13 protein-coding genes are annotated in these 19,451 nt (G+C 25.5%); 6 read left to right on the top strand and 7 right to left on the bottom strand.

Annotation, left to right across the window (positions count from 1 at the left end; genetic code table 11):
- Window positions 1-23: 23 nt before the first annotated feature.
- Together ACNSOS_RS11440 and ACNSOS_RS11445 are read left to right on the top strand one after the other, a co-directional pair.
- Window positions 24-2,351, top strand: coding sequence for an HD domain-containing phosphohydrolase (locus ACNSOS_RS11440; protein WP_418185400.1), 2,328 nt, complete (start codon window positions 24-26; stop codon window positions 2,349-2,351).
- A complete protein-coding gene (locus ACNSOS_RS11445) occupies window positions 2,344-4,506 on the top strand; it encodes a CHASE2 domain-containing protein (RefSeq protein ID WP_418185401.1) in 2,163 nt (720 codons plus the stop codon). The genes ACNSOS_RS11440 and ACNSOS_RS11445 overlap by 8 nt, the downstream gene beginning before the upstream one ends.
- On the opposite strand, the gene ACNSOS_RS11450 is transcribed toward ACNSOS_RS11445, so the two are convergent.
- Both ACNSOS_RS11450 and ACNSOS_RS11455 read right to left on the bottom strand, forming a co-directional pair.
- Window positions 4,503-5,816, bottom strand: a complete 1,314-nt coding sequence (locus tag ACNSOS_RS11450) for a tetratricopeptide repeat protein (protein WP_418185402.1) — start codon at window positions 5,814-5,816, stop codon at window positions 4,503-4,505. The genes ACNSOS_RS11445 and ACNSOS_RS11450 overlap by 4 nt on opposite strands.
- 8 nt (window positions 5,817-5,824) lie before the next feature.
- Window positions 5,825-7,060 carry a FecR domain-containing protein gene (locus tag ACNSOS_RS11455; protein WP_418185403.1) on the bottom strand — a complete coding sequence of 412 codons (1,236 nt, stop codon included), beginning with the start codon at window positions 7,058-7,060 and terminating at the stop codon, window positions 5,825-5,827.
- Window positions 7,061-7,211: 151 nt separating this feature from the next.
- Here ACNSOS_RS11455 and ACNSOS_RS11460 point away from each other — a divergent pair, with 151 nt between their 5' ends.
- The gene (locus tag ACNSOS_RS11460) at window positions 7,212-8,381 is read left to right on the top strand and encodes an acyltransferase family protein (RefSeq protein WP_418185404.1); all 1,170 of its coding nucleotides are present in this window, start codon (window positions 7,212-7,214) and stop codon (window positions 8,379-8,381) included.
- A gap of 20 nt (window positions 8,382-8,401) precedes the next feature.
- Here ACNSOS_RS11460 and ACNSOS_RS11465 read toward each other — a convergent pair whose 3' ends face one another.
- Together ACNSOS_RS11465 and ACNSOS_RS11470 are read right to left on the bottom strand one after the other, a co-directional pair.
- A complete protein-coding gene (locus tag ACNSOS_RS11465; RefSeq protein ID WP_418185405.1) occupies window positions 8,402-9,388 on the bottom strand; it encodes a hypothetical protein in 987 nt (328 codons plus the stop codon).
- An 8-nt stretch (window positions 9,389-9,396) separates the two neighbouring features.
- Window positions 9,397-10,779, bottom strand: a complete 1,383-nt coding sequence (locus tag ACNSOS_RS11470; RefSeq protein WP_418185406.1) for an MBOAT family O-acyltransferase — start codon at window positions 10,777-10,779, stop codon at window positions 9,397-9,399.
- 90 nt (window positions 10,780-10,869) lie between these two features.
- On the opposite strand from ACNSOS_RS11470, the gene ACNSOS_RS11475 reads away from it, so the two are divergent.
- The gene (locus ACNSOS_RS11475) at window positions 10,870-11,778 is read left to right on the top strand and encodes a class I SAM-dependent methyltransferase (protein ID WP_113894067.1); all 909 of its coding nucleotides are present in this window, start codon (window positions 10,870-10,872) and stop codon (window positions 11,776-11,778) included.
- A 32-nt stretch (window positions 11,779-11,810) separates the two neighbouring features.
- Complete coding sequence (locus ACNSOS_RS11480) at window positions 11,811-13,436, top strand: cation:proton antiporter (protein ID WP_113894065.1); 1,626 nt, start codon at window positions 11,811-11,813, stop codon at window positions 13,434-13,436.
- 44 nt (window positions 13,437-13,480) lie between these two features.
- Here the strand turns inward: ACNSOS_RS11480 and ACNSOS_RS11485 are convergent, their stop codons facing one another.
- A complete protein-coding gene (locus ACNSOS_RS11485; RefSeq protein ID WP_113909835.1) occupies window positions 13,481-14,923 on the bottom strand; it encodes a sensor domain-containing diguanylate cyclase in 1,443 nt (480 codons plus the stop codon).
- A gap of 217 nt (window positions 14,924-15,140) precedes the next feature.
- Between ACNSOS_RS11485 and ACNSOS_RS11490 the strand changes: the two genes are divergently transcribed.
- Entirely contained in the window at window positions 15,141-17,126 is a 1,986-nt protein-coding gene (locus ACNSOS_RS11490; protein ID WP_418185407.1) for a BCCT family transporter, read from the top strand.
- A 31-nt stretch (window positions 17,127-17,157) separates the two neighbouring features.
- Here ACNSOS_RS11490 and ACNSOS_RS11495 read toward each other — a convergent pair whose 3' ends face one another.
- A complete protein-coding gene (locus ACNSOS_RS11495; protein ID WP_418185408.1) occupies window positions 17,158-18,039 on the bottom strand; it encodes a VIT1/CCC1 transporter family protein in 882 nt (293 codons plus the stop codon).
- 51 nt (window positions 18,040-18,090) lie between these two features.
- The gene (locus ACNSOS_RS11500) at window positions 18,091-19,449 is read right to left on the bottom strand and encodes an efflux transporter outer membrane subunit (protein WP_418185409.1); all 1,359 of its coding nucleotides are present in this window, start codon (window positions 19,447-19,449) and stop codon (window positions 18,091-18,093) included.
- Window positions 19,450-19,451 lie beyond the last annotated feature (2 nt).

Below are 19,451 nucleotides of genomic sequence, written 5' to 3' on the forward strand. Positions count from 1 at the left end.
ATAACACAATAAGGAAATTTCTTATGAACTACATTAAAGTACTAGGAAGTAGTGGTAGTAAATCTAAAACTAGCGGTACAACTTCTTTTCAAATATCAAAAAATATCGTTATAGATGCTGGAAATATTATAAATATTTTGGGTGATAAATCAGCATTAATAAATGATATATTTTTAACTCATTCTCATTCAGATCATATTGTAGATTTACCTTTTTTAATAGATGGTTATTTTGAAAGAAGAAAAGAAACACTTACTATTTATGCTTCAAAGCAAACTATTGAAATTTTAAAAGAGAATGTTTTTAATGGTAAAATTTGGCCAGATTTTTCACAAATAAATTTAATAGGAAGTGATAAAAAGTCTCTAGCTTTTAAAGAAATATATGAAAATGAAGAAATAATAATAGATAATTATTCAATCAAAGTTATAGGTGCTCTACACATAGAAGGTTCATTTGGATTTGTTATAACAAAAAATCAAGAAGAATCTTATATCATAAGTGGTGATACATATATAAATGATAAAATAGTTGAAGAAATAAATAAAAATGATAAGATAAAATTACTATTTATTGAGTGTTCTTTTCCAAATAAATTAGAAAAATTAGCCTTTGATAGTAAACATCTAACTCCAAAAACACTAAAGATGATGATGGATAAGTTAAATAGAGATATACAAGTATTTATTTATCATATTAAACATATTTACTTAGATGAGATGAGAACACAGTTAGACGAAATTAAAGTATTTAATAATGGTGGTAAGATACTTGAAGATGGAGATATTATTCATATCAATAGTGGAAAAGTAGATTACGAATTACTTGATCATAAAATATTTGAAAGAATAATGGATATAAACTTACAGTTATCAAGTCAATTAGATAAAGATAAGTTGTATGAGATGATTTTAACTTTAACAAGAGAATTAACTCATAGTGATGGAGGAACTTTATATATAAAATCTGATGATAAAAAATATTTAGATTTTAAAATAGTTCAAAATGATAGTTTAAATATATATTTGGGAGGAAAAGAAAAAATATCTTGGAACTCTTTACCATTATATTTAGAAAATGGTGAAGAAAATAAATCTATGGTTGCAGTTGTTTCTGCTTTGGAAAATAGAATTATTAACATTCCAGATGTTTATGAGTGTGAAAACTATAATTTTGAAGGAACAAAAAGTTTTGATAAATCAACTGGCTATTGTTCAAAATCGATGTTGGTTATCCCTTTAATAAATCATGAAAAAGATGTAATAGGAGTAATTCAACTAATAAATAAAAATATAAGTCGTATAGAAACAGTATCTTATAATGAATATGATGAAAAAATTATAAAAGCTTTATCTTCTCAAGCAGCTATGGCTTTAACAAATAGTCAATTAATACTTAGTTTAGAGAAGTTTTTAGAATCTTTTGTCTCTACAATAGCAAGTGCAATAGATGCAAAATCAAAACATACTTTAAATCATATTACAAAAATGGCAAGATTAGCACCATTAATTGCTCAATCAATCTCTTTAGATGAAACTATTTATAAAGATATAAAGTACTCAAAAAATAATTTAAAAGAGATAGAATTAGCAGCAAAACTTCATGATATTGGAAAAATTTCAATGCCAGAGTGGATTATAGATAAAGCAACAAAACTACAACATATGGTTGATGGAATAGAAATAATAAAAGAGAAAGTGGAAATTCTAAAAAGAGATTTTGAAATAGAGTATTTGAAAAATATTATTACACAAGAGGAATATAAAACTAAAATATCTAATTTAGAAGATGATTTTAGATTTATTGAGAAAGCAAATATTGGCTCAGAATTTATGAAAAAAGAAGATATTGAAAGAATTGAAAGAATATCTGATTATAAATATTATAAAAATGGTAACTTAACTTCTTTAATAGATGATAGAGAAAAATATAATTTATCTATTCAAAAAGGTACTTTAACGAATGAAGAAAAAGATAAGATGAATTCTCATGCACAATTATCTTACGATATGTTATCAGTTCTACCTTTCCCTAAAAAATATGAAAATGTAATGCATATAGCAGTAAATCATCATGAAAAACTAAATGGGAAAGGTTATCCAAGAGGACTAAGTGAAAAAGATTTAGTTTTAGAAGATAGAATTATGATTTTGGCAGATATTTTTGAAGCCTTAACATCAAATGATAGACCATACAAACAAACAAAAAAACTTTCAGAAGTATTTAAAATATTAGATTTTATGGTAAAAGATGGAGAAATTGATGGAAATTTATTGGAGTTTTTTAAAAACAGTGATGCTTTAAAAGAGTACTGTAAAATTGAACTTTTGCCAGAGCAGTTAGATGTTTAAAAGAAATATTAAAAAATCTTTCATCTACACTTCTTTATCTATTTTTATATCTATTTTTCTAACTTTTATTTATATATATTTCCCAAATTTATTGGATTCTTTTGATAATAGAATAAGAGATTCATATTTTTTATTTAGAGGAGAGATACCCACAAGTCAAAATGTTGTAATAGTAGATATAGATGAAGCTTCGATAAAGAATTTTGGACAATGGCCTTGGAGTAGAGATAAACTATCAAAAATTATTGAAAATTTAACATTATCAAATGTTGCTGTTGTTGGAATGGATATTGTTTTTGCAGAAGAGGATAGAACTTCACCAAAACAGATAGCTAAAAAATTAAATATTAAAAGTGATTTAGAAGATTATGATTTAGAATTTGCAATAACTGTTGAAAATTCTCCAGTAATTTTAGGATATAGTTTTGATTTATCAAATGATAATAGCAGTAAAGAAACACCATCTATTCCAGCAGTTTTTGTTGAAAAAAATAAACAAAATAATCAAAATTTTATGATAGAAGCTAAAGGAACAGTTTTAAATCTTCCAATTTTACAAAATAGTTCATATTCTAGTGGTTTTTTTAATATTATTCCAGATGAAAGTGGAATTATACGAAGTGTTCCCCTTTTTATCTCTTTTGATGATATTTTATATCCATCTTTAGCATTAGAGATGATTAGAGTTTTAAATGATACTCAAAGAGTTTTTATAAACTATGATGAAACTGGTATTTCAAATATAGTCATTGATGATATTATAATTCCTACTGATAGATTTGGAAGAATGTTTATAAATTATCGTGGAGCAGAAAAAAGTTTCAAATATATTAGTGCAAAAGATGTATATGAAAATAATTTTCAAATTGAAGATGTTAAAGAAAAAATAGTACTTTTTGGTACAAGCGCTGCTGGATTGTTTGATTTAAGAGCTACTCCATTTGATTCTGTTTTCCCCGGTGTTGAAGTACATGCAAATATTATAGATAATATTTTGGATGGTGATTTTATACACAAAGCTTCATATTTAGATGGTTTAAATATTATTATTATATTTTTATTGTCTTTTATTGTTGTTATATTAATAACTTATAGCCATTTTTATTTAAAGCCTATTATTTTTTTTATTTTTATATTATCTTTTATTATATTGAGTTATAAGCTTCTTTTTGATTTTGGAGTTATTCTGAATATAGTTTTTCCTCTTTTAACAATAGTTTTAGCTTCTGTTTTATCTTTAATTTTTGACTATTTCTATAATATTAGAAGTGAAAAAGCTATAAAAGTAAAATTTGCTTCAAAAGTTTCAAAAAATGTTATGGATGATATTTTAAAAAATATTGATAAAAATGAGTTTAGTGCAAAAAGTAAAGAAGTAACAATATTTTTTAGTGATATTAGAGGATTTACAAATATTTCAGAAAAACTTGATGCAAAAGAGTTAATAAGTTTTTTAAATAGATATATGCAACCTATGAGTGAAATTATTATCAAATATCAAGGAACTATTGATAAATTTATTGGTGATGCTATTATGGCTTATTGGAATGCTCCAATTGATATAAAAAATCATTGTGATTTAGCTTTAAAAGCAAGTCTTGAACAACTTGAAGTATTAGAAAAGTTAAATGTTGAACTTCAAAAAGAAAATTTACCTAAAATAGATATAGGAATAGGTCTAAATACTGGAACTGTTATCGTTGGTGAAATGGGAAGTAGTTTAAGAAGTGATTATACAGTTATAGGCGATACGATAAATCTTGGTTCAAGAGTTGAATCTTTATGTAAATATTATGATTCAAAGTTAAATATTTCAAACTTTACGAAAGATAAATTACAAGAAGAATATATATTTAGATTTTTAGATTTGGTAAAAGTAAAAGGAAAAAATGAACCAGTTGAAATCTGGCAAGTTTTAGGAAGTGGCGAAGCAAAGGAAAGTTTAAAAGAAGAGTTAGATTTATATCATAAAGCAATAGAGTTTTACAAAAATAGTGATTTTATAAATGCATTAGAAATATTTGAGAGTTTAGAAAACAATGAAAATAAAACAAATAAAAATATTTATAAGATTTATATAACTAGATGTAAAGAGTTTATAAAAACACCACCAAAGAATTTTGATGGTGTTTATGAGCATACAACAAAAGCTTAGAAAGAGTAGTAAATATTTGATTTTACTACATATTTATCGTATTCATAGATATTTTGATTAGAGTCATTATTTATATATCTAAAAGTTGCTCCTAAAGAGAGGTTTTTATTTATAGATTGAATAACTCCTAAATCATAAATAACTTTGTCATTTTTTCTTTTGTTTCCATATAAGAACTCTTCATTTTCTTTATAAATATCTTTATATAGTTCAATACCATTTGTTAAGATTGTACTTTTTGTAAGTGGATACATATTTTCATATCTTAAACTTGCAAAGTCATAATCTACATTATAGTGGCTTCCTTTATCTTTATTATCTGTTCCAAATGTAAAACTAAATGTATTTATTCCAAAATCTTGTGTTAAGAATGCAAGACTATTTTGTAATTCATAATATGTTGAATCTCTAAATTCATATTGCGTTTGTTTAAAATCTTTTTTGATTAATTTTAGTTTAGTTTTATACATCAAATTTGCATCAATTTGATAATCAAATGATGGAGTTAGAATATAATTATTCAAATAAGTACTATTATCTAACCAAACATAATTATAATCAAATGCTAAAGATAGTTTTGATTTTTGCGTATAGTAAGACAATCCAGTTCCAAAAACAGTAAGACTCAAATCATTATCATGTTCATTGTTGTATTTTTGAATATAACCAACAAATTTATTGTCAATAGTTAAATCATCTTTTAGTTTATATGTATGATTTAAAGCAAGAATATACTCTGCAATATGGTCACTTTTTTTATCTTCCATACTTAACGGAATATTTCCCCAATATACAAGGTTGTCACTTGAATTATTATCTACATTTGAGTCAAATCCATATCCAAAACCTAAAGTTGTTTTTATAAAATTTTTTTGAGATTTTTTATCAAGTGAATTTAAAGTAAATTCGATATTTTTTCTAACATTTTCGGGTAAATCAGGCTCTTTTAAAACCTCTTCATATAAAGCTTTTGCTTCATCGTATTGTTTTAGTTGAAAATATGTTTGAGCAAGTTCTAGTTTTACTCTATTGTTATTTGGATTCTCTTTTAACATACTTTTGTATAAATTTAAAGCTTCCGAAAATTTACCTATTTCATAAGCGCTTCTTGCAAGTATAAAAGTAGTATCAGATGATAGTTTGTTCTCTTTTGTATATTGTTGAAGTAAGATATAACTATCTTGAAATAGCCTATTTTGATAACTTTCAATAGCTTTTTGAAAATGCTCATTTGAGTAGTTTTCATTTGCTAAAAGTGAAGTTAAATAAATAGTACTTAAAAATAAGGGTGATAATAATTTTTTATTCATAGTTTTATTTACCTTGTTGCTGAGAATGTAGTAGGAATTATCGTACCCATATCTTCTATGTTTATATCCCCTACCACTTTATTTAATTCAGCTCCATAAAAGCTTCCATTTATATTAGCACTAATATCACCATTTTGACCAATTCCCCAAGCCGATATATTGTTAAAACCATTTGTTGTTATTTCATCTTCAAACATAGCTTCATATCCTAAAAAATTAAAATTTCCATTCACAGAAGCACTTCCTCCACCAAAATATAAATTAAAATTTATATTTCCCGAATCATTTAACCCAATTATTGTTCCACTGAAAGATAATATAGGATCATTAATATCATCCATTAACCCTTGAACATAAGTTGAGTCAGTTAAAATAGAATTTGGATCAATTGGATTTGGATCAATTGGATTTGGATCAATTGGATTTGGATCAATTGGATTTGGATCAATTTCAGTATGATTAATTTTATTTTGTATTATTTCTTCCATTTTTGCATTACTTTTTTCATTGTTTAATGCTAATATATTTGTATTCCAATCCCCCCAAGAATTTTGATTATCTATATTCTCTTGATTATTTGATTGAGTTCCATCTAAAGCTAAAGGTGAGCTTGGATTGTTATTAAAACTATCTAGATTATTACCATTATTGCCTTGATTATTAGTATTTAATCTTTCTTCAATATCTTCTAAAGTGTTATTTTCAAGTGGTAAAACTTCTGATGGTCTTTGGTTTGAGAAAATATTTAGATAGTTTCCAGAAGGTACATCTACTGAAACTCCATTTGACAATACAATAATTCTTCCTTGTGTACAAACTATTCTATTATCATCACCATAAAATTCAGTTCCTCTAATACCAATAGTTGCATTTTTTGTTTTTAATTTAAACTTATCTGGATTTACTTTCCCTATTTGCCCTGTTATGGCATGAAAAGCACCTTTTGGGATACTAAGTTCTGTTTTTACATTATCTTTGTCATTTTGTGTATAATAGTAATCGTCTACCTTTAAAGTAGATTCTTTTCCAATAGTTACAATAGTATTATCTATAAAAGTAATTTTTACTTTTGAATTTACTTTTGTTTCGATAATATCTTTATTTTCTATTTCGTCACCTAAATTTAGTTTTACAGTATTACTATTTTTTATTACAACTGCCTCTCCTTCAAGTAAAGTTATAGTTCCTATATTTGCGAAAAGCATTGTTGAAAACATAAACAAAATAATAAATAATTTTTTCATTATATATTCCTAAGATAAAATTTCAAAAAAATAACATAAAAAATCTTTGTGTTAGATAAAATTATTAAATATTATTAACTTTTTATTAATTAATTTTTAGATAAAATCGCCCAAACTTAAAGAGTTTAATTTAAATTTTAGGGGTATTTGCTTGAGTATAGGTCCTATTACACTTACAAATGATATTGTTACTTTTACAAGTCTTCAACTATCTACTTTTGTTGTTATTGCTTTTGCGATATTAGTTTTATTTACAACTTTAAAAGATTCAAATCACACAGATGTTTTTCCAATACCTGTTACAAATGAGCTAAAAGGTTTAGGTATTTTAACTGTTGTTTTTGCTCACTTTGCATATATGAAAGTTACAAATAGTGAATTTTTATTTCCACTTTCTATAATTGCTGGAGTTGGGGTTGATCTGTTTTTATTTATGTCAGGATTTGGTTTAACTGTTGGAATGCTAAAAAAACCGATGAAAGTTGCTGATTTCTATAAAAAAAGAGTTATAAAAATATTTATTCCATTTTGGATAGCTTTGATTATAATGTTTATAGCCGATGCTGTATTTATGGATAAAACTTACTCTATTGGATATATGATAAAATCGATGTTAGGTTTTTTCCCAACAGCAGATGGATTTGGTGATGTAAACTCTCCATTTTGGTATATTACTTGGATGATAATGTTTTATCTGTTATTTCCTTTAGTATTTTTCAAAAATAAACCTTGGCTAACTGCAATTATATTAGCTGTTATTGCTACAATTATTGGAACATTTAATATTTTCGATTTAGGAAGTAACTGGCTTCATAGACTTCACACAGTAGCATTTTCTTTAGGGATTATTGCAGCTTGGTTGGTTCAAATAAAAGATGGTCAAGAAAACAAATTTGTTAGTTATGTAAAAAACTTTAGAGATAATTCAAAAGATATGAAATACATTATTATGGCTATTATGTTTGTTGTAGTTTTTTATGTATCTCAAAGAACTGGAGCAAACTCTTGGCCAACTTTAAAAGATATTTTAGGGCAAGGTTTCTTTGTAGAGCAAATTATGTCAATTGTTATAATGTTGGCATTTATTGTGATATTTGTACTTAAAAAAGTTGAAAGTAAATTTTTAACTATTTATGGAGTTTACTCTTACGAAGTTTACTTAATCCACTGGCCACTTATGGCAAAATATGATATTTTCTTTGTTTATTTACCTGCTTGGGCTGCTGTTATTGCATGGCTTGTAGCATTTATTTTAGTAAGTATGTTGTTACAAAGACTTGTAACTCCTGTTAGTAAATTTGTAGATAAACTTGCAAAATAATATTAGGGCTTTTGCCCTAATTATTCTATAAAAATTCCAAAATCTTCTGGAATATCTATATCAAAATCTTCAAATATTTTTGCAAAGTACAAATAACCAAACTCTTGTTTGATATGTGAAGAGTCTATAAAATTTTCTTCATCTTCAGTTATGCTATTTTCATTCATAAAATCCCAATAAGGAAATATTTGAGCTATTTCATTTTTCCATCTATCAAAAATATCTAGTTTATTTTCTTCTTCTATAAGTTTTAATTGAGAAGTGTGAATTGCTGTTGTAAATACTTTTAATTTAACATTATGTTGTTTACATAAATCTACCATCTTTTTGTAATAATCAAAGTTTTTTTCTCCTAAAATATGAAAATCTTTATATACTTTTTGATAGTAGTTTAGTGTTCCTTGCCACATATGTTCTTTATTGTTATTTTTTATAACTTTTTCTTGATGATATAGAGTTATTGCACCATTTTCATAAAAAAGATTTCTATCATTGTTTGGAATAACATATTTTAAATATTTAAATATAGGTACTTCCAAATAGTGTTTTACTTGGTAAAATAGATTAAATCCATAATCAAAAATATTTTTATTAAAATCACTGCTATTCTCTTTTAAATCGTCATTAAATGTATAGAAATTAAGCCCTATAATAACAGTATTTATTTTTAAATTTTCTAGTGAGTGTTTTAAAAAATAGTATTGCTCTTCCAAAGTTGCAAATTGAAGACCAAGATTATAAACCTTGTCATTTGTATATTTTTCTATGTCTTTTGGGTTTAAATAGTGAACTCTACTTCCACCTAAAAGAATTGTATTTGGTTGTAGTTCATTTAATTCTACATATTTTTGTGTTCTATATGCTAAAGCTGTATCTTTTCTAAGTCCTATATCAAATTTGTTATTTATTCCAACTGGGTCTATAATATATCTTATAAATACTCCAATAGAGAAAAAAATAAAAATAAAAAGTAGAGTTAAAAGTATAAATTTTTTTTGTTTTTTCATTTTTTACCTTAAAATTGGAAATATAAAAACTCTTTTGCACTTGAAAAAGTGAATAAAGAAGCTGATATTAAAATAGCCGTATATAAAGAATATTTTAAATTTGGTTTGAAATTAAGAGCTATTTCACCACTATTTTTAAATCCAAGAGCTAAAACAAGAGCTAAAACTATGTAAAAGCTTTGGAAAACTGCATCTATATGATATAACTCTTGAAATTTTAGATTTGTAATATCAAATAAAGTATAAGTTACATACCAAGCATCACTAAAATCGTTTGCTACAAATAGTGTTCTAGTGATGATTAATCCAATAAACATTAAAAACCAAGCTAGATAAAAATTCATTTCTAAATTTGCTTTTTTCATCATATGTGCAAAAACTACAAAAAGTCCATTTAAAAGTCCCCAAACTATAAAAGTCCATCCTGCACCATGCCAAAATCCAGATACAAAAAAAGTAATCATAATATTTAGATAAATAATCCAAACTACATTTTTATTTCCACCTAAACTTTTATATATATAATCACCTAAAAATCTACTCAAAGTTATATGCCATCTTCTCCAATAATCAGCGAAATTTCTAGCTTTATATGGACTATTAAAATTTTTTGGTAAATCGATATTAAACATTTTTGCTATTCCAATAGCCATATCAGCATATCCTGATAGGTCAAAATAGTATGATAAAACATAAGAAGTTGAAGCATACCAAGCTTCTATCATTGTGAGTTTTTGAGCATTATCAAAGCCATATTGGGCATAATCTGTGAGAGGGTCACCTATTAAACACTTCTTTGCAAGTCCTATTGCAAATATAAAAAGTCCTAAAGATATATTTTCCCATCTTATATAACTTCTCCATTTTAGAGCAAATTGTGGCATCATCTCTTTGTGATGAACAATTGGACCCATTAAAAGTTGTGGAAAAAATGTGATAAAAAGTGAGTAATTTAAAAAGCTAAACTCTTTTACTTCACCTTTATAATTATCAACTAAAAATGCAATTTGTTGAAAAGTAAAATAGCTGATTGCTAAAGGTAGAGCTAAATGAAGTAGGGGAGTTTGAGAGTTAAATGCCCAGTTAAAATTTTCAATGAAAAAATCAGCATATTTAAAATATCCTAAAAGTGCAACATTTCCTACAATTCCAAAAGTTAGCATAGATTTGTTTGCTTTTTTTCCTAAAGATTTCCCTATGTAAAAATTGAAAATCATACTTCCTAAAATCAAAGGAAGATATATGATATTCCACCAAGAGTAGAAAAATAAACTAGCAAATACAAGCATTGTTTTACTCAAAGTGATCAATTTTAATGAATTTAAATAAAAATATAAAATTAAAGTTAATGGTAAAAATATAAATAAAAATTCATATGAATTAAAAAGCACTGTGAAAACCTTTTTTAAATGTGAAAAAATCGTGGAAATTTATATAATAATCGTGTAATGATTGTAAAAAAATTGTGTATAATTCGCCTTATGAATGAAAATGATTTAAAAAATATAATATTAGACAATTTAAAAGATAAAAATGAAGAGATAAAAAGAGTTTTTCATGGTCGTGGGAATTTTTATGAAGATTTTTCTCATTTGACAGTTGATAGCATAAATGATACATTATTTGCTAGTTTTTATGAAAGTAACCAAAAAGAGAAAAATATTATTTTAATTTTAGAGGATACTGCAAAAAACAATAATTTTTCAAATTTTATAGTACAAAGAAAATATAAATCAGATGATTTTTATGAGGTAATATTTGGTGGAATTTTAGATGATTTTACAGCTATTGAAAATGGTTTAAAATATAAAATCAACTTTAAAAATAGAAATATTGGACTATTTTTTGATATGAAAAAAGGAAGAGAATATATAAAATCTATATCAAAAGATAAAAGTGTATTGAATCTATTTTCATATACTTGTGCTTTTAGTGTATCTGCAATAGCTGGAGGAGCTTCAACGGTTATAAATGTAGATATGTCAAAACCAAGTTTGAGTATGGGAAGAGAAAATCATAGAATAAATAATCTTGATACAAAAAAGGTAAAATTTCTACCATATAACATATTAAAATCTATCTCTACAATTAGAAAAGATTCACCATTTGATATAGTTATTATTGATCCACCTTCTTTTCAAAAAAACTCATTTGTAGCTTCAAAAGATTATGAGAAAATCATAAAAAAGTTAGACTTACTTACAAAAAAAGGCTCTATTGTACTTGCTTGTTTAAATGATCCATTTTTAAGTAGTGATTTTTTGATTGAGCTATTTAAAATCAATGCAAAAGATTTTCAGTTTGTAGAAAAGTTGGAAAATTCTTTTGAATTTATAACAAATAATGAAGAAAATTCTTTAAAAAGTTTAGTTTTTTTAAAAAAATATTGATATAATCCCGCATTTTACAAAAAAGAATTATCATGGAACACTTCTTAACAACGCTATTTTTAGCTATTTTTCTAGCAACAGTTTTAAATATAATTTTAAAAAAATTTGGTATATCTCAAATTATAGGTTATATTTTAACTGGTATTATCATATCTTATGGTTTTCATTTCAAGGGTGCAAATATGGACTCTCTTGATGCTATAGCTGAATTTGGTATTGTATTTTTAATGTTTACTATTGGACTTGAAATAAGTATTGAAAAAATAAAAAAGATGAAAGAAATTTTACTTTTAAATGGTTTTTTACAAGTTGCAATAAGTGCTATTTTAATATTTTTTGTGGCATATCTTATTTTTCATTTGAGTATTGAAATATCTTTAATAGTTGCATTAGCTTTTTCATTGTCTTCAACAGCTATTGTTCTACCATATTTAAAACAATCAAGAGATATTTATACACCTTATGGCGAAAGAAGTACAGCTATATTGATTTTTCAAGATTTAGCTGTAATTCCTATTTTACTTTTAATATCTTTTTTGACAAATGATACTTTGTCAATTTCAGAAGTTCTTATAAAAACTGCTATTAGTGCAGCTATAATTTTATTTTTTATGTTTATTTTTGGTAAAAAAATAATCACTTGGTTGCTTAGATTTTCAGCAGATACTAGAATGGAAGAACTTTTTATAGGTGCAGTTTTATCGATAGTTATAGGTGCATCTCTTTTAGCTGAATATTTGGGATTTACTTACTCTTTGGGGGCTTTTTTAGCTGGAATGATAATAGCTGATACAAAATTTAGAATTAAAGTTGAATCAGATATCGTAAATTTGAAAGATTTACTTTTAGGTACATTCTTTTTTACTGTTGGAGTAAAAATAGATATTGTATATTTTTTACAAAATATACATATTGTAATTGGTCTGTTTTTACTTGTAATGTTATTAAAAGCAATAGCTGTATATATGATAATTAGAAGAAAATCAGATAAAAATACAGCTATAAAAACAGCGATTGCTCTTTGTCAAGTAGGGGAGTTCTCTTTTGCTATATTTACTTTGGCTTCAAATCAAGGTGTAATACCACAAGAAACGGCTAATTTCTTAGTTTTAATATCTGTAATGTCTATGATTTTAACTCCATTTTTCTTGAACAATATATATAAAATATCAGGAGCTTTGGCAAAAGATTTATATGAAAGTGATAAAATTGAAACAATCAATGATAAAAACCATATTATTGTTTGTGGATTTTCAATTTTAGGTAGAGTTGTAGCAAAAGATTTGGAAGATAGAAAACTTACTTTTGTTATTGTTTCAAATGACTTAAGACAAGTTCAACTAGCTACAAAACTAGGATATAAAGCATTTTTTGGGAATTTAGAAAAAGAGTCAGTTTTAGAAGCTTTAAAAGTTGAAAAATCTTCAAGTATTATTATGACTATAAATGAAACTCAAGATAAAATACTTATTTGTGATGCAATAATGAAATATTGTCCAACTGCAAATATTATTTTAAAATATGAATCTTTGGACGAAAAACAACTTTTAAGTGATCTAAAAATAAAAAAATTTATACATGCTTATGCTCAAATAGGAAAATCACTTGTTGAAGAAGCAACAAATAGTTGTGATATTAAATCATATAAATATGATTAATTTATTATCTATTTCCAACTTTAGTTTGGAAATAGAATAGGTTTTTAAAGAATAGTTATTCTGTTTTTCCCACTATTTTTTGATAGATACATTGCTTCATCAACTCTTAATAAAGCACTTTCTTTAGTCTCTAATTCTTGTATCATAGTCAAACCAAAACTAGCTGTAACATTATATGAACAAATTTCTTCTAATTGTATATCTTGTTCAATACTCTTTCTTAAGTTTTCACAAATTATTTTAGAATTTTCCAAAGAAGAATCTATTAAAGCTATGATAAACTCTTCTCCTCCCCATCTTGCAATTAAATCAGTTTGCCTAATCCCAGATTCTAAGATACTAGCAACTCTTTTTAAAACTAAATCTCCTTTTTGATGACCTAATTTGTCATTTATACTTTTAAAGTCATCTACATCTAAGAATATAAGACTTAGTTGAATATCTTTTCTTCTTTTTAATAATATATGATTTTTTAATTTTTCTTCAAAATCTCTTCTATTTGGTATATCTGTTAAAGCATCAAAAACTAGAAGATATTCCAATTTTTTACTATAATTTTTTATTATTAGAAATACCAAAATTGAGATAATAAAAGTAACAAAAATTGAAACAATCAAGTTGAGATAAAATATATTATGTACATCTTTTGTAAAATCGTTTAAATTTGCTTCAATCGTTAAGTATAAGTCAAGTTCAGGAATATATTTTGTGTTTAATATATGTTTATCCCCATTCTTTGAATTATATTCGATTGTATTTGTTTTTTTTGATAAAATCAAATCCTTATAATTTTTCAAAATTTGATATTCATCTAAATTTGTTTTTGAGTTTATTTGCCTTTCTGATAGGACAACTTTCCCATCTTTATTGAAAAAAGTAACAATAAATTTGTGTTTTAATCTAAAAGATTGTAATAAATCACCAATATATGAAATTTTTATAGCAACTCCAGTAGCTCCTAAAAAATGGTAATCTTTGTCAAAAATTTTGTAGTTTATAAACATAATCATATTATTTGATAAATGTTCATTAAAATCTAAATTTATTTCATGTTTATTTTGGATATTCTTAAAATTAAAATACCACTTATTTTCTTCATTATTTTCATCTATTTTCTCTATAAATCCATTTTGTGTATAGTAATTCTTTGTTGTATCAGATACTAAAAAAGTGTTGAACATATCATATCTATTTTTAATTGCTTCAAGATATCTTATTATTTTTTTATCATTTATTTCTTCATTCACAAGCCAATCTTGTACAAAAGTATCATTTGCCATCATTGAAGATACTAAATAAGGTTCAATAATACCTTTTTGAATATCCGTATAAATATTATCCAAAGAGAGTGGTAACGCTTGTTCTTTTAACTGATTTTGTGCAGTATTTAAAGATACAACATAGTTGATAATAGAAAGAACGATAGAAAAAAATATTAGTAAAACAGTGATTAGTATTACAACATTATATTTTGATTTTAGTAGCATATATTTTCTTTATTAATTAGATTCATTAGAATATCCTTTTATTCTAAAAATGTAAATAGTAAATATATTTCATCTTATAATTAAATTCTTAAATTTGCAAAAGCATTATGAAGTAAGTGTTTTGAACGTATTAAAGACTATATTTGTACTCTTTCATAACTCATTATTAAGAAAAGCTTTGTTATTTTAGTACACATCTTATACAAAAAGGAGAACTATGAAATCAACAGTTCTAAAGCCTGTTTTTATACCTGCGGTCGTCTTTATTACCTTATTGGTGATATTTACTTTTATTAATCCTGCTCTATCCAAGGATATTTTCACTACCACCAAAAATTTTATAGCTGATAAATTTGGTTGGCTTTATATGTTAAGTGTTTCTATTTTTACTATCTTTGCTCTTTTTTTAGCTTTCTCTCCTTATGGTAAATTCAAATTAGGTCCAGATCAATCAAAACCTGACTATTCAAATTTTTCTTGGTTTTCTATGCTATTTTCTGCTGGAATGGGTATAGGAATAATGTTCTGGGGAGTTGCTGAACCTATTGTTCATTATGCAAATCCACCTATTGGAGAACAAAGTATTCAATCTGCAAAAGATGCTATGGGAATAGTCTTTTTTCACTGGGGATTAAATGCTTGGTCAATATATGCAATAGTTGGATTGGTTTTAGCATATTTTTCATTTAGACATGGCTTACCTTTGACTATTCGATCAGCACTTTATCCATTAATTGGAGATAAAATATATGGAAACATAGGTCATAGTGTTGATACTATTGCAGTTTTAGGAACAATTTTTGGTGTTGCTACAACTTTAGGATTTGGAGTTTTACAAATAAACTCTGGATTAAACTATGTTTTTGATGTAGAAGTTGGAATAAATACACAAATTATTTTAATTGTTCTTATTTGTGCAATAGCTTTAGCTTCAGTTATATCGGGGCTTGATAGTGGAATAAAAAAACTATCTATTTTAAATGTATATTTAGCTTCTTTTTTACTTTTATTTGTATTTGTTGCTGGTCCTACATTTTATCTTTTTGATGCTTTTATTCAAAATATTGGAACATACTTATCAAGTATTGTTGAAAAAACTTTCAATTTATATACTTATGAAGAAAAATCATCTTGGATGAGTTCTTGGACACTATTTTATTGGGCTTGGTGGATATCTTGGGCACCATTTGTAGGAATGTTTATAGCTAGAGTTTCAAGAGGAAGGACTATAAGGGAGTTTATCATTGGAGTTTTATTTTTACCTGCTGGATTTACTTTTTTATGGATGACTGTTTTTGGAAATAGTGCTTTATATTCTATTTTAAATGAAGGATATACTATTTTGGCAACAGCTGTTTCAAATGATGTTTCTATTGCACTTTTTAAGTTTTTAGAACTATATCCTTTTTCTACAATAACATCTATTTTTGCAATAGTTTTAGTTGCTGTATTTTTTATAACATCTTCAGATAGTGGTTCTTTAGTAGTTGATACAATTTCAAGTGGAGGAAAAATAAATAATCCAGTTTGGCAAAGAGTATTTTGGGCAATTTCACAAGGAGTTGTTGCAATTGCAATGCTTCTTGCTGGTGGATTGGAAGCTTTACAATCTGCTTCTATTATTATAGCTTTACCTTTTGCTCTTGTTATGCTTGTTTCTTGTTGGGGAGTTTTTAAAGCTTTGAATTTGGAACTTATTAGAAGTGAAAGCTTAAAGCACCATATGAATGCAGGAAGACATGGGAAAATAAGTGGAACTTGGAATTCAAGACTTAGTAGAATTATAGAGTTTCCAAAAGTTGCTGAAACAAAAAGGTTTATAAATGAAGACATAATAGAAGCTATGAATACAGTTGAAACAGAACTTGAAAAATATTCTTGGATAGTTGAAGTTTCAAATGATAAAGAAAAAGCTATATCAAAGCTAAGAGTTGAGCACTCAAATGACTTTGATTTTATATATGAAGTTCGTGCAAGAAATTATGACACACCACCTTATGCCTATCCAGATAGTGTAAATCCTACAAAAGAACAAAAAAAGTATGCTAGAGCTGAAGTGTTTTTACAAGATGGAAATAAAGCTTATGATATTTATGGATATGATGTAGATGCAATAATTACAGATATTATAGATCAATTTGAAAAACATAGACACTTTTTAAATAATACTTCTAGCTTAAATCCAGTTATACCTGTGGATTAAATATAAATCAGAGATCATTTAAGATTTCTGATTATATATCTATTCCAAAATAGTGTTTTACTAAATAGCCGATTAAAAAAGATATTATAGCAACTCCAAAAGTTATAGCTGACATTTGTAAAACTCTTTTTGTAAAACTTAAATCTTTTGCAACACTTATATAAAAATTATATGAAACAATAGCTATAAATGCACAAATAAACATCAAAATAATTGATTCTATAATAGAATCAAAAATAAAAAATGGTGATACTAAAATCGCAGTCGTAAGTATATAAGCAATACCAGTATAAGTAGAGTATGTCAAAGGTTTGATAAGTTCACTAGGATTTTCTTTAGCTTCAAGATATGCTGAACCAGCCATTGATAGTGATGCTGCAATACCCATAATAAGCCCAGTGATTCCAACAACTATACTTTTATCAAAAGCAAATGCAAGACCACTTAAAGTTCCAGTTAGTTCTACTAAAGCATCATTCATACCTAAAACTATTGCTCCTGCATAAATAAGTTTTTTATCGTGTAACATATCAATCAAAATAAATTCATGTTCTGTTTCTTGCTTATAAATATTTTTTGATTCTGGATAAATGTCAAAAAGTTCTTTATAAAACTCTTCTGCTCCAGCTTCTCTTTTTTCTAGGGTTTTTAAAGCAAAAGAAGTTCCAAATATTTTTACAAGAAATATATAAAAAAGCACAATAAACTTTTGTGCTTTTAATTGTCGATTTGTGATTTTTACCCAAAAATCATAATGATTTTTCTCTTCATTGGCAATCTTTTCAAATATTTTTTTGTTATTCTCATCTTTTTGATGAAATGCTAAAGATTTATAAATAGTATAATCATTTATCTCATTTTGTTGTTGCTTTAAAGCTTTCTTTAAATTTGATTTATTTGATAAAATATCCATAAAAATCCTTTTATACTTTTGATTTATGATTGTACTATAAATAATCTTCTATTATATTTTCCAACCTCCACCTAAAGCTTTATAAAGTTCAATACTCAAAAGTAATCTTGCATATTTGAATTGAATAGATATATCTTTTGCACTATATAAATCTCTTTGCGTATCAAGTAAATCAGATAGTGTCTTTGCACCAGCTTCATATTGAGATTTTGCTAGATTAAATGCTAGTTGAGATTGTTCTAATTCTTTATTTTGTAAGCTTATTTGTTTGTCAATATTTTCTATATTATTTAAAGCTATTTGTACTTCCCAAAAAGCATTTATGATTGTTTGATGATAGTTTATCAACATCTCTTCATATCTAGCTTTTGTCAAATCATAGTTTGCATCAAGTTTACCACCATAAAAAATAGGGATACTTAAAGCTGATAGCAAGGTATATATTGGTTTATCAAATATATTTGAAAATTTTTCTGTACTTGTACCTAAACTAGCTCCTAAATTAAAACTAGGTAAAAAATTAGCTCTTGCAACTTGTATATTTGCATTTGCACTTTTCATTAAAGCTTCAGCTTGTGCAATATCTGGACGCCTTAATAACAATTCAGATGGAATTACTAAAGATATTTTAGGAATCTCTATATCATTTAAAGATATTTGTTTAAAATCTAAATTGTCAGTTTTTGCTAAAAGGATACTTAGTGTTTTGTTTTCTTGTTTCAAATCTTTTTCTAACTCTATTAAAACTCTTTCTTGTTGTAAAAGTATTATCTCTTGCTGAGTTAATTCTAGTTTTGTTGTTGCTCCAAGATTGTATTTTGTATTTATAAGTTCAAATAACTCTTTTGCAATTTTTAAATTTTGTTTTGCTATTTCTATTTTATCATTTAGTGATAAGATATTTAAATATACTTTTGCAACATTTGAAACAATAGTTAATTCTACTGCATCTTTTTGAAATATTGTAGCTTTTAGATTTTCTTTAGCACTTTCATAAAAAGCTCTGTTTTTACCCCAAAAATCTATCTCATAGCTTATATTTAAAGCTGAACTATAACTATTTGTATTTCCATTGTGATTTAATATACCATCTCTTGAAGAATTTAATCCTGCACTTATTTGTGGATATAAATCTGCTCCAGATATTTTTGCATTTGCTTTTGCTTGAAGTACTTTATTTATTGCTACTTTTAAATCTAAACTATCATTTTTTGCCTGTGTTATTAAGCTATTTAATTCATGGCTTCCAAAACTTTCCCACCAATTTTGATTAATCTCTTCTTTATTGTGTTCAAAGTTATTATCCCAATTTTGTGGTAATTCAATATCTTTTTTTACTATTAAATCATCTTTAGAACTACAACCAAAAATTAAAAAAGGCAAAATTGTTATATAAAAATATTTTTTCATTT

The organism is Aliarcobacter vitoriensis (assembly GCF_048320235.1).
Lineage (GTDB): Bacteria > Campylobacterota > Campylobacteria > Campylobacterales > Arcobacteraceae > Aliarcobacter > Aliarcobacter vitoriensis.

What these genes read in the sequence shown, in the direction of transcription:
- ACNSOS_RS11440 (WP_418185400.1), top strand. Translation starts at nt 24, where the DNA reads ATGAACTACATTAAAGTACTAGGAAGTAGTGGTAGTAAATCTAAAACT.
- ACNSOS_RS11445 (WP_418185401.1), top strand. Translation starts at nt 2,344, where the DNA reads ATGTTTAAAAGAAATATTAAAAAATCTTTCATCTACACTTCTTTATCT.
- ACNSOS_RS11450 (WP_418185402.1), bottom strand. Translation starts at nt 5,816, where the DNA reads ATGAATAAAAAATTATTATCACCCTTATTTTTAAGTACTATTTATTTA.
- ACNSOS_RS11455 (WP_418185403.1), bottom strand. Translation starts at nt 7,060, where the DNA reads ATGAAAAAATTATTTATTATTTTGTTTATGTTTTCAACAATGCTTTTC.
- ACNSOS_RS11465 (WP_418185405.1), bottom strand. Translation starts at nt 9,388, where the DNA reads ATGAAAAAACAAAAAAAATTTATACTTTTAACTCTACTTTTTATTTTT.
- ACNSOS_RS11475 (WP_113894067.1), top strand. Translation starts at nt 10,870, where the DNA reads ATGAATGAAAATGATTTAAAAAATATAATATTAGACAATTTAAAAGAT.
- ACNSOS_RS11480 (WP_113894065.1), top strand. Translation starts at nt 11,811, where the DNA reads ATGGAACACTTCTTAACAACGCTATTTTTAGCTATTTTTCTAGCAACA.
- ACNSOS_RS11485 (WP_113909835.1), bottom strand. Translation starts at nt 14,923, where the DNA reads ATGCTACTAAAATCAAAATATAATGTTGTAATACTAATCACTGTTTTA.
- ACNSOS_RS11490 (WP_418185407.1), top strand. Translation starts at nt 15,141, where the DNA reads ATGAAATCAACAGTTCTAAAGCCTGTTTTTATACCTGCGGTCGTCTTT.
- ACNSOS_RS11495 (WP_418185408.1), bottom strand. Translation starts at nt 18,039, where the DNA reads ATGGATATTTTATCAAATAAATCAAATTTAAAGAAAGCTTTAAAGCAA.
- ACNSOS_RS11500 (WP_418185409.1), bottom strand. Translation starts at nt 19,449, where the DNA reads ATGAAAAAATATTTTTATATAACAATTTTGCCTTTTTTAATTTTTGGT.